The following is a 14,773-nucleotide window of genomic DNA, read 5'->3' as shown; positions in this document are numbered from 1 at the left end:
CATGAGAGGATCCTTTTTAGTGGATTTTGGACAGTAACTACCTGACCATTCCATTATAAAGGATTTTTTTTGTTGTCTCTTAAATCTCAATATTCTGAATTTATTTATGCAACGCTAGTGATAGTGATATAGGAAACGACGACAACCTCCCGCTTCACCGGCTATAGCCGGGGAGCGGGAGGTTTTTTGGTCATATATAACAAGTTATATCTCGCCAGGGCTCGATCCCGTAATCATACCCATTCCCTCACCGCGCCCCAACGTATGGGCTGGCACGCAGAGATCTTAAAGGACGCGGACGGGCGTTTTTCTTATGTCCTGTGGAAGGCGTCGCGGAGGAAGGGGCTCCCTGCGGCGGGCCATGCCGGGCGTGACGCTGCCGCGATCCGCTCAATATTCCGTCGTAATCACCGGCGTACCGAGCGTCAGCCGGCGTTCGCCGGTCTCCGAGCTGCGGTGCACCGCGGCCTGCAGGTTCAGCCGCCGGCCGCCGCTCTGAACCGAAGCCTCGATCAGCGGCGAAGCATAGGATACGCTGACGCTTGCGCCGTCGTCATAGCGCTCTACTTCCTGGGCTTCGAGCTGCTCCCGCAGCCAGACGTTCACCTTCTCCGCCGATGCGTAGCTCTCCTTCAGCTTGCCTTGGAGTATCACGTTCCAGTGCGGCTTGACGCCCATGCCTTCGAGTACGCGGGACAGCTTCGTCTGCGCTTCCTCTATACGGGAGGCGGTGTCTTCGCCGCCAGCAGCGGACTCCGGCGTCTCGGCGGAGACGATCAGCTCGGTCGAGCCGTCAGGGAACAGGACCCAGAGCAGCGTGCGCCGGATGCCGCCGGAATCGGGACCGGACGCCTTGTAGAGGATATGGTCGCCGCCGCTGCGCAGTTCTGCGGGAGGAAGCCCGAAGCGCTCGCTGAGCTGGCGGCCGGTCGCAAGGAACGCCTCTTCGCCGGCGTGGGGCTTGTAAGGGCTGATATGTTTGACGACGACCCGGACGGGGCCGTCGATGACTTCGGAGGAGAGAGGCAGCAGCCGCTCCAGGTCGCGGTTCGCGCCGGCGCCGGACGCCAGGGCTCCCCAGAGGCAGAGCAGGGTAACGGTAAGCAGAAGGAAAAAGGACGCGGTACGTTTCATAAGATAAGCCCCCTCGAATCTATCAATCTGACAACTACTACAAAGCATAGTCAGAGAGCGGGGGAAATATACCTGCGGTATTTTGTGCAGAGAGAAAAGGGGGAGAGAAAGAGGAAGAGAGGGAGAGAGAGAAGAGGAAGAGAGGAAGAGAGAGAAGAGGAAGAGAGGAAGAGAGAGAAGAGGAAGAGAGGAAGAGAGGAAGAGAGGAAGAGAGAGTTGGGAGGATAGCGTGGCGGACTGAAGGGAGGTTACAAGCGGCGCAGAGCGAGCGAAGGAGACACCAGAGAGCACCATGGAGCACCATGGAACAGCGGTGCGGGGAAAAGAGTGCCAGCCCCTTGTCCTCGGCAAGAAGGAGAGGTACAGCCGGACTCCCCCGGTCTTCCTCCAAAAACACCTAAAAAAATTACAAAAGATCCTAAAACCAACCTCGTTCAAGGGCGTTCAGAAATCGCTTACAATAAAACTATAAAACGCTTACAAGTAAGCTGCAAAGAAGAGGTGACTCCCATGCTGCACCAATTGAAGCGCGCCGCCCTATGGCTCGACTCCCTTCTGGAGACGCTGGCGCAGATTGCGCTGCTGTCCATGATCGTGATCGTTACCGTACAGGTGATGACGCGCAAGCTGTTCAACTACGTACTGCCCTGGTCCGAGGAGGTCACGCTGCTGCTGCTCGTCTGGTTCGCTTTCATCGGTATTGCCATCGGGTTCCGGGAGAAGCTGCACCTGGCGATCGATTCCTTCACGACGAAGCTGCCTCCTGTCGCCAATAAGGTGCTCGACAAAGTGATCTATGCGGTCACGCTGGCCTTCGGCTTCTACCTGGTCGTCTCGGGATCCGAATTCACGCAGCTCATGCACGAGAGCAGGCTGGCGGCTACCGGTCTGCCGAACTCGGTGATTTATGTGATCATGCCGATCACCGGCGTGCTCATCTGCATCTACTCCTTCCTGCAGCTCATCGGGGTCGATACGGTAAGGCACAAGGGCATGGACGAAGGAGGGGGCCACTAACATGGAAGAAACCACAATCGCCGTACTCGTGCTTTCCATCTCATTCGTTGTCATGCTGCTGCTCCGCTTCCCGGTCTCGCTGACGCTCGCGGTATCCACGCTGCTCACCGTGATGTATCTCGAGATTCCGCTCGCGGTCGTAGGCCAGCGGATGATCCAGGGGATGTCGTCGTACTCGCTGCTCACGATCCCGTTCTTCATCCTCGCCGGGCACATCATGAGCGAGGGGAACCTCGCGCTGCGGATCGTCAACCTCGCCCAGCTGTTCGTCGGGCGGATTCGCGGGGGACTGGCCATGGTGAACTCGGTAGCCTGCATGTTCTTCGGCAACATCTCGGGCTCCGCGGTCGCCGACGTCTCGTCGATCGGTTCGGTCATGATCCCGATGATGAAGAAGAAAGGCTACGACACCGACTACGCCGTAGGTGTCACCGTGTCCTCCGCCATCCAGGGCGTCGTCGTACCGCCGAGCCACAATCTCGTGCTGTACTCGCTGGCCGCCGGCGGTGGGATCTCCATCACGTCGCTGTTCCTTGCAGGTATCGTGCCGGGCATCATCCTGTGTCTGTCGCTCATGCTGACGAGCTACGTGTTCGCGGTGAAGCGGGGCTACGCCAAGGGCGATCCCATCGACCGCAAGGATGTGCCGAAGATTCTGCTCGACGGCTTCATGTCGATCCTGACGGCCGTCATTATTCTCGGCGGGATTTTCTCCGGCTGGTTCACGGCTACGGAATCCGGCGCGCTGGCCTGCTTGTACGCTTTTATCCTGACGTTCGTGATCTACAAGGATATTCCGTACAGCCGCATGTGGCTCATCTTGAAGAAAACGTTCCGCACCGTCTCCATGGTCCTGTTCCTCATCGCCGCTTCCGACGCGTTCTCCTGGCTGCTGGCATTCCTGAAGATTCCGGCGATGGTGACCGATGCGATGATCTCGATCTCGGACAGCCCGTTCGTGATTCTGCTTATCATTAATGTGCTGCTCCTGCTGCTTGGGGCTCCGATGGATATGGCGCCGCTCATTCTGATCATGACGCCGATCCTGCTCCCCGTCGTCACCCATCTCGGGATGGACCCCGTGCACTTCGGCATTATCATGATGCTCAACCTCGGGATCGGGCTGCTGACGCCGCCGGTGGGTACCGTCCTCTTCGTCGGCTGTGCGATAGGCAAGATCTCGATCAGCGAAGGGACGAAGGCCATGATGCCGTTCTTCTACGTGCTCTGCCTGGTGCTGCTCGTGCTTACCTACCTGCCGGGACTTGTGATGTGGCTGCCGCATCTGGTGCAGGGCACCGGATAGACAATAGATGGCAGTGGATCGAAGGGAAGGCCGGAAGTACAATATCCATAAGAAGAAAAGGGGTAGTTCTCACATGAAAACACTCAAGAAAACGGTTACGGTACTCTCCACCCTGGCGATTGCCGGCGGGCTGCTTGCAGGCTGCGGAGCGAAGGAGACGGCGGGCGGGGCCGACGGCGAGAAGAAGGCGGAGGGCAAGAAATACACGTTCCGCCTCGCGGATACCCATCCGGCGGATTACCCGACGGTCATCGGCGACAAAAAGTTCGCGGAGCTCGTCAGCGAGCGCACGAACGGCCGCATCAAGATCGACGTGTTCCCGGGCGCCCAGCTCGGGGAGGAGAAGGCGGTGCTCGAGCAGGTGCAGCTCGGCGCCATTGAGTTCACCCGTGTGTCCTCCGGACCGCTGGGCGAGTTCTCGAAGGGCTTCGGCGTCTTCTCGCTGCCTTATGTCTTTGACAGCGACCAGCATCTGTGGAAGTTCCTCGAGAGCGACGCCGGGAACAAGATGCTCGACAGCCTCGAAGGGGCGAAGATGAAAGGGCTTGCCTACTACAGCTCCGGTGCCCGCAGCTTCTATTCGCGGAAGCCGCTGACCGGCCTTGCGGACCTCAAGGGACAGAAGATCCGCGTCATCCAGAACAAAATCAACATCGACCTCGTGGCGGCCCTTGGGGCAAGCGCGACACCGATGCCGTACGGCGAGGTGTTCTCCTCCCTGCAGACAGGGGTCATTGATGCGGCGGAGAACAACTTCCCGAGCTACCAGTCGTCGAACCACTTCGAAGTGGCGAAGAACATGATCCTCGACGGCCACCAGCGTGTGCCGGAAGTGCTGCTCATCTCCCAGAATGCATGGAACAAGCTCGGCGAAGAGGACCGCAAGCTGCTGAAGCAGGCAGCGCTCGACTCAGTGAAGACACAGCGCGAGGCGTGGGATAAGTATGAGAAGGAAGCGGAAGCTAAGGTCCGTGCGGCTGGCGCCACGATCACGGAAGTGAAGGACCTGAAGCCTTGGCAGGACGCAGTGAAGCCGGTCATCGACAAGTATCGTACAGAGTATAAGGAAGCGCTGGACGCGATCGACGCGGCGCGCAAGTAAGCTAGAAGGGCCTGCGTGCTCTCCGTTCGTCGGAGGGCACGCTTCTTGCGCTTGCGGCCTGTGAAGTTCATCTGGAGTTCCGGTATGCCTGTGGGGACGTACAGCCCTCCCGGGGCGGCAGGCCAGTAGCGGGGTACAGCGCTCCTCGATTGGCCATGAGTTAGCCATGAAGCAGCCCTCTTGATATCGCTTTCATGGTACAATGAGGACAGAGTTGTATATTACGGAAAGGAGGGAAGCGCATGAGGATGCGAATCGAGCTGTGGATGGACCGCCTGCAGCAGTATGCGCTCCTGCGGGATAAGCCGCTGACCCTCCGGTTGTTCATCTTCTCGGCCCTGCTCGTGGCCGTGCCGCTGATTCTGGTCGGTCTGATCTCTTATCAGCGGTCCGCGGATGTCTTGGAGAGCGAGGGACGCAAGTCCAGCCTGCAGATCATCGAGCAGGTCAAAAGCCACATCGAGTATTACGTACGCGACTTCGAGATTACGACGCTCAGCATCGTGAATCATCCCGATGTCACCCGGCTTCTGCGGATGCGGACAGCGGAGGAGATCCAATCGAGCGGCATCCGGTCCGCCGTGGTGCAGATGCTGAAGAATGCGTCCTACTCGCGGTCCGATATCTCGAACATTACGCTCGTGCTCGACGGCAGGCAGACGTTCGATACGGCAGGCGTCCGCAGCCCGTATCCGGCCGATGAGCTTCGTAAGGAATACTGGTACGCGGACGTTCCGACGGACGGTACGCCGAAGCTGATCTCGCGGGTCATCCGCTGGCCGGACGGCCGGCAGGAGCAGGTCTTCTCCATCGTCCGCAGGCTGGTATCCCCGCAGACGCTGCTGCCCGCCGGCATGCTCATCATGGATGTGAACTTCAAGCGGATCCAGGAGATATCGGAGATGGTGTCGATCGGCCGCACAGGCTTCCTGTACGTGGTGGACGGCCAGAACCACTATGTGTATCATCCCGACCTGACGCTGGTCGGTACGCCTGCGGACCCGGAGCGAAGCGGACGGATGACGGAGGACAGCGGGGCGCTGCTCTCCAGCGATAAGCCGAAGCTGTTCCTCACCTACAGCCTCTCGCACTACCTCGGCTGGCGGCTGGTCACGGTGCTGCCGTACAAGGAGCTGACTGGCGGCACCGACTATATCGGCCGGACGATTCTCTGGACACTGGCCATTGCGCTGACGGCTGCTTACCTGCTCGGCATCGGCTTCGCGGCATCCCTTGTGGGGCCGATCCGGCGCCTGCAGGCGTACATGCGCCGGGTGGAGGTCGGTGACTTCAGCGTGAAGCTGGAGGTGCGTTCCAAGGACGAGATCGGCCTGCTCACCCATGGCTTCAACAAGATGGTGGAGCGGCTGGAGAGCCTGCTCGAGGAGATCTACTTCAGCAGACTCAAAGAAACGGAGGCTTCGCTGCGGCAGAAGGAGAGCGAGCTGAAGGTGCTGCAGTCGCAGATGAACCCGCATTTTCTCTATAACTCGCTCGAGACGATCCGGGGGATGGCGCTCGATCAGGATATGGACGACATCGCTTCGATGTCGGGGGCGCTCGCCAAGCTGCTGCGCTACAACCTCAAGAACGACCGGCCGGTCGTTACGCTGCGCGAGGAGCTGCTCTTCTGCCGGATGTATCTGCGGGTGCAGCAGTACCGGTTCGAAGAACGTCTTCACTATGAGTTCGACGTTCCGGAGTGGGCGATGGAGCTCCCTGTCGTGAAGTTCGCGCTGCAGCCCCTCGTGGAGAACGGCATCATTCACGGCATGGAGCCGGGAGCGGCGCCGATGCGGATCCGGGTCAGTGCGCAGCGGGAGAGCGAGCAGGCCTTCACCGTGACCGTGGAGGATACGGGCATCGGGATGCCGAGCGGGGTGCTCGAAGGCATCCGCCGGGATCTGGAGATGAAGGATGTGCTGGCCGGGGGCGACCATATCGGCGTGGCCAACGTGCACCGGCGCATCGTGTATGTCTACGGGGCAGCTTACGGGGCGCGGATTAGGTCCCGCGAAGGGGAAGGCACCACGGTAGAACTCAGGTTTCCTTTGGGCGCGGCTGCCGGCGCGGGGCAGGGGGTAGAAGCAGAGCCGCCGGCCCTGCAGGGAGGTGCGGCCCAGCCCCATCATCAATCGGACAAGGGAGGAAGAGACCGTGTACAGCGTGCTGTTGGTGGATGACGAGAAGTGGGTGCGGACTTCGCTGCGCAAAGTGATTGAGCGTACGGGCCTGCCCTTCGAGGTGGCCCGGGAAGCATCCCACGGCCTGGAAGCGCTCGATGCGCTGAAGGAACACCCGGTTGATATGGTGCTGACCGATGTGCGGATGCCGGTCATGAACGGCATGAGCTTCGTTCAGCAGCTGCGCCAGGCGAACCGGGAACAGAGTGTCGTCGTGGTCAGCGGACATGACGACTTCTCCTATGTGCAGCAGGCGCTGCGGATGGGCGTGACCGACTATCTGCTGAAGCCCGTCGAGGTGGAGGAGATGCACGCCTGCCTCACGGGCTGGCTGCAGGCCCAGGCGGCCCGCGGGCAGGAGGCTGCTTCGCCGGCCGCTTCCTGCGATCCGGCAGACCGCTCGCCGGTAGAGCAGGTGCTGGTGTATATCCGCGAACGCCTCGGCGGTGAGCTGACCCTGACCGAAGCCGCTGCCCGGGTGCATCTCAACCCGAGCTACCTCAGCCAGCTGTTCAAGCAGCAGCTTGGACGGGGCTTCGTCGAGCATATCGTGGAGATGCGCATGGAGGAAGCGAAGCGGCTGCTCGCCGCAACATCCCTGCGGATCAGCGAAGTGGCGTCCAGGGTCGGTTATACCGATGTCGCTTACTTCAGCAATACCTTCAAGCGGAGCGCCGGCTGCACGCCGACGGAATACCGGCGTTGCCCTCCGGTATAGAGTGGCAGGCGGGGAGGGGCGCTGCAGCTCCGGTCCGCAGGCCGGCAAGGAATGAAGGCGCCCGGGATGCCGGGCGTCTTCGTCTTTGTTGTGCGGGAAGGGGATACCGCCGTGATCCAGCCTCCAAGCGAGAACACGACGAACCAAGAGATCCGGGATTCTGGCAGACCCCAATTCCTGAATTTAACAGGATGGGTTTCAGTATACGCCGTATGTAAGGTATACTTGAAGGATACAACCGCATCTTAGAACAGCACAATGGGCAGGTTCCGGTTTCCGGAGGGAGGGCAAGGAAGGATGCATACAGGCTTCACCGAGCACCGTATCCAAGCCGCATCGGCGTGCGAGGTACTGATCGTCGAGGATGATAACATCAGCCGGCGGGTGTTGAGTACGATTCTGGCGCAGCTTGGCTTCAGCCGTATCGATATGGAAGAGAACGGGGAAGCCGCAGCGCAGGCGGCCGCAGGCAAGAGGTACGATCTCATCTTCATGGACCTCCGGCTGCCGGTTATGGATGGATTAACCGCCGCCCGGCAGATCATGAAGGTCCGTGCGGACGACCCGCCTGTGATGATCGCCGTTACCACCAATACGCTGCCCGAGATCAAAGAGCAGTGTCTGGCGGCAGGGATGGCGGGCTACATTGTCAAGCCTTATTACAAAGCCACTCTTGTCGAAGAATTACAACCCTTTTTGCCGGTAACCATGTAAGAACCAACGGGGGAGGCTGCTGCCTGATGCAGCCTTTCCTGCGTGTTACGCTTATATAGTCTATTTCTATGAGAAACGGCGTGCTGCGGAAGCGGCACTGTACTTGAGCGTTCTATGGCGGTTCACCTGGGGGGAGAGACCATGTCAGTCCATCCGAATGCCGGCCAGCAGCTGCTGGACGAAGCGGAACGGCTCTCGTAGCGAGTGACCGAGAGACAGTACCGTCTGCAGCCGGAGCTTATCTCGCGTTTCGGTCCTGCAGGCTGGGAGCGGACGAAGCAGGATACGCTGTACACGCTGAGGTATTTGGCCGAGAGCCTGATGATGGACAGTCCTTCGCTCTTCGTGCACTACATGACCTGGCTCAAGGCGCTGCTCGAGGGATACCGGGTCACCGCGGAGGAGATCAGAATTAATCTGGCCTGTCTGCGGGAAGAAGTGGGCCGTACGTTCCCCGGAGAGAGCGGCGAGCGGATGGCGATGTTCTTGGACTTGGGGCTTCATCAGCTGTCGCAGCCCGCTGAAGTGCCTACCTTCCTGCCCGCGGATGCGCCATACGCTGCCGAGGCGGGGGAGTATCTGCGCATCCTGCTGGAGGGCAAGCGCCAGGAGGCAAGCCGGCTGATCATGGGGCTGGTGGAGCGGCAGACGCCGCTGGCGCAGATCTACCTTCACATCTTCCAGCCGGTGCAGTACGAGATCGGCCGGCTCTGGCAGACCGGAGGGATCAACGTGGCGCAAGAGCACTTCTGTACCGCGGTCACGCAGCTGATTATGTCCCAGCTGTATCCCTACTTGTTCGGTACGGAGCGCAAGGAACGCCGTCTGGTCGCTACCTGTGTCGGGGAAGAGATTCATGAAGTGGGCCTGCGGATGGTATCCGATCTGCTCGAAGCCGAAGGGTGGGACACGTACTATCTCGGCGCCAATGTGCCGAGCCGCAGCATTATCCAGACGATCGTCTCGCATCAGGCCCATGTGGTGGCGATCTCGGCCACGATGACGTATCACGTTCACTTGGTCCAAGAGCTGATCGGGCAGATCCGGGCCGAGGAGGCCTGCCGGGGGGTCAAAATCCTCGTCGGCGGTATGCCCTTCAACATCGACCCGCAGCTGTGGATTCAGGTAGGCGCAGACGGATACAGCAGGGATGCGGGCGATGCGATCCGCAAGGCCGGAGAGCTCACAGGGTCTGTGCCCACATCTTAAGGAGGCTATGGGAACCGATGATAACTGGAAGCGGGCCGGATCCCTCCCACGGGCCCGGGGAAACCGAGCGGCTCCGGGAGACGATCGCCGGGCTGTCGGACGAGCTCATCCGTTACAAGCAGCGGGAAGATGCGGCGCTCACCGAATTCTCCGCGATGAATAATGAGCTGATCACGCTGCAGCGGCTGCTGGCGAAGACGAACAGCCGGCTCCAGGCCGCCAAAGAAGAAGCGGAGAGGGCGAATGCGGCGAAGAGCGATCTGCTCGCCATGATCTCCCACGAAATCCGTACGCCGCTGAGCGGCATTATGGGCATGTCGGAGCTGCTCTCGCTGTCCGGCAAGGCGGAGGATGTGCAGCAGGAGCTGGGACTGATCCGATCGTCGGCTGCGCTGCTGCTCACGATCGCCCACGATCTGCTCGATCTCTCGCGGATGGAAGCGGGCAAGCTGGCCCTGGTGTCCCGTCCCTTCAGGGTGCGGGAAGTGCTGGCCCATGTCGTAGAGCTGCTGAACCCGTCCGCCGTCTCGAACGGGACCGCCCTGCTCCTGCGGGTGGACAGCGGTGTGGCTCCGGTCCTGACGGGAGATGCCGACCGGATCCGCCAGGTTCTGATCAACCTGGCGGGCAACGCCGTCAAGTTCACGCCGGGCGGCACGGTCGTGATCCAAGTGGAACGGGCTGGAGAGGAGTCCGGCATCCAGCGGGTCGCCATGCAAATCCGGGATACCGGCAGAGGGATTCCGCAGGACAAGCTGGCGGAACTATTCCAGCCGTTCTACCAGGCCCATGATCCGTCCTCGGCTGATACCCCCAAAGGCACCGGGCTCGGCCTCTCCATTACCCGCATGCTGGTGGAGCTTATGGGCGGAACCATTGCCGTGCAGAGTGCGATCGGCGAAGGATCGACGTTTCGTGTAGAGCTGCCCCTCGCCCCGGCGGAGGAGGGGGGAGGGGCAGGAGAGGAAGGAGAGGAAGCGTTCCGCCACGGAGGGACTTGGTTCCCTACGGCGGGGAGGCCGGACACCGCTGTCCTCCTGGTAGAGGACGATGCGATATCCCGCCAGGTGATCCTGATGCAGCTGCAGAAGCTGGGTCTTACCCGCATCACGGCCGCTGTCAGCGGGGCGGAGGCCGTGGAGGCCTGCGCCCGCCAAAGGTTCGATCTCATCCTCATGGACCATCATATGCCGGGAATGAACGGAAGCGGGGCCGTCCGTGCGATCCACCGCCATGAAGCGGCGGCCGGCGCCGCCCGGACCCCGATCCTGTCGCTGTCGGGTTCCTCGCTCGGCAGATCCGGGGAAGACCGGATGCTCGGCACGGAGCTCGACGGCGTCCTGAACAAGCCGTTCACGCTGAGGGCGCTCCGGGAGGCGCTCCAGAAATGGCTGCCGTCCTTCCGTCCGTATGAACTGCAGGGACTCACCGAGCAGGAGGAGATGGCGGAGCTGATTGCGCTCGATCCGTCCCGGACTCTGCTCTATCAGCTCGTCGCGGATTATTTGAACAACACGCCGATCCACCTCGAGCGTCTCCGGGCCGCGGCGGCGCGCGGCGGCCGGATGGATATGGCCGAGCTCGCCCACGGGCTCAAATCCAGCAGCGTGACCTTGGGCCTGCGTCCTCTGGCCGCTCTGCTGCACACGCTGGAGGAAGAGGCCCGGGAGGGACGGCCGGCAGAGCGGCTGGCCTCTCTCGTAGGCGGGATCCTCGACGAATACGAGAGGACGAGCGCTGCCCTTCGGCAGCTCGAATAGCCGCCACGGATCCGATGCGGCTTGTGGCTCTCCTCTATAAGAACCCCCCCGAAAGTAGTGAGCCCGAAAGAAAGAAAGTAAGAAAGTAAGAAAGAAACAGCCCGCGGAGCAAGGGGCTCCGCGGGCTGCTTGGCATGGGAATGACGGGCATTGCGTACGAAGAACCTAGTACTTCGTGTTGCCGGATTGGGACGTGTTGCCGGAAGAGAACCCTTTGAACAGCGTCGGCACATTGTGGTAGCGGGTGTTGGTGATTCTACCTGTCGAGGTCGAGCTGTCCGTACGCAGGATGGAATCCTTCACGTTGGAGATATCGCTCGAGTCTACGTTCATGACCACTTTATAGGACGTACCGCCATTCTGGCGCAGGAGCTTGCCGATATCGTCGGCACGGAAGTTCTTGATGTTGAACGTACCCGCGGCATTGGCTTGGAACACTTTATCGTAAGCTTTGAAAGCGGAACCGCCCGTAATGTTGACGGTACCGGATTTCTTCAAGGTCAGGGCGTCTTCGCCCACGTCTTTCCAGTTCACGTTCGTGATGTTGCAGCTGCCGTAGCAGTGTACGCCGTCGGCTGCGGGAGCGCCGAGGGTCACGTTCTTGAGCGTGCCGCCCGCTTCTACGCGGAAGACGGGCTTCTGGTTCTCGGCCTGGCTGCCGTCTCCGAGCGTGCTGGAGTTAGCTACGTATGTGTTGCCGCCGCCGTCGAAGGTTTTACCGGCCTCTACAATAATCGTAGAGTTAACGGTAACCGTAGCCGCTTGTGCGGGAAGAGCCGCGAATACCGAAGAAATCAAACCGAACGACAGCATCAGGCTTCCGACTTTTTTCATCTTCATCAAATAACGCCTCCATTTTGTTGTGAATTGGTTTACACAAGTTTGTGGCTTGCACCTGTAGGTGTTTCGCACCTCCTCGTCTTGTGCCCCTCACTAACCTACCAGAATTTCCTGATACCGGAAATAATCAGAAGCTTAGCTTGAATGCGTTTTCAAATAAAGGTTGAGAACAGCGCATGAAATTGATTGGAGCATACCGTGGGGGAGCGGGAAGTTGAAATTGCGCTATGGATGAAACGGGGCGGAAGGGGGTTCAGCGGAGGTGGCCCGGGGATGCGGGAGACCGGGAGCATGGCGTGTCTCCCGCTGCTGCCGCTGAAACCGCGTAAGCTAAGAGCAGCCCTTGGGAGACGGCGGGGGAACCCCGGATATGCCGGATTCAAGAACTGTGCCTATCGGATGAATCCGGCGGATCAGGGGAGGAAAGCCCCCTGTTGTCAGGCGATCATCCATGGGAGGGCTTTGTGCGGACGAAGCGGTTGTTTGACGCTCTCCCCAAACAGGTAAATAAGAGTATCCACACATGGGAAGGGAGAGTGCGATCCATGGAACCCCCGAAGAATACGGAACGCCTGCGGGAGCGGGTGAACCGCGACCATCCGGAGCAGTATCCGACGGACAAGCCGAGCTTGTTCGATCTCTATGAGAGCGAGCAGACCGTAGACGCGATTCCAGTGGAGGATTTGACCTTGGAGCAGCAGGAAGAGAAGAATGGGGAAGAGACGAAGCACCGCTCATCGAGCGAACGCAAGTATCATCCGTAACTGCGCGGCAGCGGAAGAGGCATAAGCAGCAGAAGGGGACGCCGGAGATGATCCGGCGTTCTTTTTTGCCGCGTTGCCCGCCAAGTCTCTCTGGCTCGGTTAGCTGTGATCTGGTTCACATCCTCCCCTGCGGGGATGGTGCTATAGTAAAGACATGAAAGAGAGCAGCAGTGCACAACAGCAGGAGGACAGCCAAAACGAAGCGCTCCAGGAAGGGATGAGAAAGTGATGAGTCCGCCGCAGAGTAGCAAACCGCCGAACAGCGTTCCGGATATTCGATATAGCTAGCAGCTTTGTGCAGACTATATTGTGAATAGTTTCACATGAATGAATGACAGCAGCCGCATGGCATGCAGGTCTCAACCTTACCTATTATGAAGGAGATGTTCTCTCATGATGACCCGATTCTTAAAAGAAAATGTGTATGGAGCAGCACTGATGCTCGTGCTTCGTCTGGTTCTCGGTTATGCGTGGCTCACGGCCGGAATTCACAAGCTGACCGGCGGATTCGACGCGGCGGGATTCCTGAAGGGTGCCTTGGCGAAGCCGGTGATGGACAAAGCGACGAATGAACTGGTGTATCCGACCTTTACGGCGTTCCTGCAGCACTTCGCGCTGCCGAACGTGAAGCTGATTAACTTCATGGTCCCGGTCGGTGAAACGCTGATCGGCCTGGGGCTGATCCTCGGGGCGCTGACGACAGCCGCGGCTTTCTTCGGCCTCCTGATGAACTTCATGTTCCTCTTCGCCGGTACCGTAAGCACGAACCCGTGGCTGCTGCTGCTCGGCTTCGTCGTCTTCACGGCAGCAGGGAATGCAGGCCGGTTCGGCGTCGATGCCTACCTGCTGCCGGCTCTCCGCAAGCTTCGCCGCCAAGGCCGGGATGCCGCTGCCCGGCGTAAGGGAACGGCTGCGAAGGTATAATAGCCGCAGCGCGTGCGCAGCCGTCTTCATAAGAAAAAGACCGGGAAGCTTTGGCTTCCCCGGTCTTTTTGGCATTCCGCATGCGGGGCGAGGGGAACGGATTCCCTTAGCCTGTCTGCGGATGGTGGCCGCCCTGCTTCTTCTTGGCGGCATAGCCGGCCAACAGGACAAGGGCGATGATGGCGATGATGATGCCCCACTTCAGGACGTCGTTGCCGCCGATGAACCCTTTGAGCATCGGTTCGTCGGTAATCATCTTGCCGGCCGTCATGGCGAGTACGGCGGTACCGAAATAGATGATGACCGGGAAGCGCTCGATGAGTCTCAAGATGACCGTGCTGCCCCATACCACGATCGGAACGGAGATCAGCAGGCCGAGGACGACGAGGAGAAAATCCCCATGGGCTGCGCCGGCTACGGCGAGCACGTTGTCGATACCCATCACGGCATCGGCGATAATAATCGTACGGATGGCTTCTTTGAGCGACGTAGTGGCTTTAATCCCATCATGCTTCTTATCGTCGGCGAGCAGCTTGTACGCAATCCATACGAGCAGTACGCCGCCGATCAGCATCAGGCCCGGAATCTTGAGCAGCCATACCGCGACGAGAGTGAAGAGAATCCGGATGATGATGGCACCGGCTGTCCCCCAGTAGATCGCTTTCTTCTGATGCTCCTTAGGCAAATCCTTGGAGGCCAAACCGATCACGATCGCATTATCCCCTGCCAGTACCAGATCGATAATGATGATGGCGCCCAGCGCGGACCAGAATTCAGGTGTGAACAGTTCCATAATTAAAGCATCTCCCCTTTACTCTGTAATCATGTAAATCCGTTTCGCGAGCAACGGCAAGCGTATACCCGATGGGTCGTAACGCTTTGCTTATACGAAGCACGAACCGAATCGTTTCATTTCATTTTGCATAGTATCTCCCGGTTCCCGATCATTCGACATCTAGTATTGCCCGAATTCGAGGGAGACACAGATACGATTCGTTTCCCCCTCCGGCACATGTTGCTGCCTCTGGCTGTACATATCGTTTCAGTGCACCGGGTGCAGGGTAAATACATTGGATATGGACATAGATCAATGGGAACGGGA

General features: G+C 59.7%; 14 protein-coding genes. 11 read left to right on the top strand and 3 right to left on the bottom strand.

Annotation, left to right across the window (positions count from 1 at the left end; genetic code table 11):
- Positions 1-390: 390 nt before the first annotated feature.
- Positions 391-1,134, bottom strand: coding sequence for a YwmB family TATA-box binding protein (locus O9H32_RS28070; protein WP_269869423.1), 744 nt, complete (start codon positions 1,132-1,134; stop codon positions 391-393).
- Positions 1,135-1,218: 84 nt separating this feature from the next.
- Between O9H32_RS28070 and O9H32_RS28065 the strand changes: the two genes are divergently transcribed.
- From O9H32_RS28065 to O9H32_RS28025, 9 genes are all read left to right on the top strand, one after another.
- Entirely contained in the window at positions 1,219-1,362 is a 144-nt protein-coding gene (locus tag O9H32_RS28065; RefSeq protein ID WP_269869422.1) for a hypothetical protein, read from the top strand.
- Positions 1,363-1,644: 282 nt separating this feature from the next.
- The gene (locus tag O9H32_RS28060; protein ID WP_269869421.1) at positions 1,645-2,151 is read left to right on the top strand and encodes a TRAP transporter small permease; all 507 of its coding nucleotides are present in this window, start codon (positions 1,645-1,647) and stop codon (positions 2,149-2,151) included.
- A gap of 1 nt (position 2,152) precedes the next feature.
- Positions 2,153-3,457 (top strand): TRAP transporter large permease, encoded by a 1,305-nt coding sequence (locus O9H32_RS28055; RefSeq protein WP_269869420.1) that lies wholly within the window; start codon positions 2,153-2,155, stop codon positions 3,455-3,457.
- Between the two features lie 73 nt (positions 3,458-3,530).
- On the top strand, positions 3,531-4,559 hold the full coding sequence (locus O9H32_RS28050; RefSeq protein WP_269869419.1) for a TRAP transporter substrate-binding protein: 1,029 nt from the start codon (positions 3,531-3,533) through the stop codon (positions 4,557-4,559).
- 242 nt (positions 4,560-4,801) lie between these two features.
- Complete coding sequence (locus O9H32_RS28045) at positions 4,802-6,742, top strand: sensor histidine kinase (RefSeq protein ID WP_269869418.1); 1,941 nt, start codon at positions 4,802-4,804, stop codon at positions 6,740-6,742.
- Positions 6,717-7,460: a response regulator transcription factor gene (locus tag O9H32_RS28040; protein ID WP_269869417.1), complete on the top strand. Its 744-nt coding sequence runs from the start codon at positions 6,717-6,719 to the stop codon at positions 7,458-7,460. Before O9H32_RS28045 ends, O9H32_RS28040 begins: the two co-directional genes overlap by 26 nt.
- Before the next feature lie 297 nt (positions 7,461-7,757).
- Positions 7,758-8,174 carry a response regulator gene (locus O9H32_RS28035; protein WP_269869416.1) on the top strand — a complete coding sequence of 139 codons (417 nt, stop codon included), beginning with the start codon at positions 7,758-7,760 and terminating at the stop codon, positions 8,172-8,174.
- Positions 8,175-8,378: 204 nt separating this feature from the next.
- The gene (locus O9H32_RS28030) at positions 8,379-9,383 is read left to right on the top strand and encodes a cobalamin B12-binding domain-containing protein (RefSeq protein WP_269869415.1); all 1,005 of its coding nucleotides are present in this window, start codon (positions 8,379-8,381) and stop codon (positions 9,381-9,383) included.
- A 17-nt stretch (positions 9,384-9,400) separates the two neighbouring features.
- Positions 9,401-11,143, top strand: a complete 1,743-nt coding sequence (locus O9H32_RS28025) for an ATP-binding protein (RefSeq protein WP_269869414.1) — start codon at positions 9,401-9,403, stop codon at positions 11,141-11,143.
- A gap of 165 nt (positions 11,144-11,308) precedes the next feature.
- On the opposite strand, the gene O9H32_RS28020 is transcribed toward O9H32_RS28025, so the two are convergent.
- A complete protein-coding gene (locus tag O9H32_RS28020) occupies positions 11,309-11,983 on the bottom strand; it encodes a pectate lyase (RefSeq protein ID WP_269869413.1) in 675 nt (224 codons plus the stop codon).
- Positions 11,984-12,528: 545 nt separating this feature from the next.
- Between O9H32_RS28020 and O9H32_RS28015 the strand changes: the two genes are divergently transcribed.
- Entirely contained in the window at positions 12,529-12,747 is a 219-nt protein-coding gene (locus O9H32_RS28015; RefSeq protein WP_269869412.1) for a hypothetical protein, read from the top strand.
- Between the two features lie 393 nt (positions 12,748-13,140).
- Entirely contained in the window at positions 13,141-13,671 is a 531-nt protein-coding gene (locus tag O9H32_RS28010; protein ID WP_269869411.1) for a DoxX family protein, read from the top strand.
- Between the two features lie 106 nt (positions 13,672-13,777).
- On the opposite strand, the gene O9H32_RS28005 is transcribed toward O9H32_RS28010, so the two are convergent.
- A complete protein-coding gene (locus O9H32_RS28005; protein ID WP_269869410.1) occupies positions 13,778-14,464 on the bottom strand; it encodes a TerC family protein in 687 nt (228 codons plus the stop codon).
- Between the last annotated feature and the right edge of the window lie 309 nt (positions 14,465-14,773).

This window comes from Paenibacillus caseinilyticus, from assembly GCF_027533645.1.
In the GTDB taxonomy this organism is placed as follows: Bacteria; Bacillota; Bacilli; order Paenibacillales; family NBRC-103111; genus Paenibacillus_G; species Paenibacillus_G caseinilyticus.
Note: the sequence above shows the minus strand (reverse complement) of the source record. Positions and strands in the feature narration are given on the sequence as shown.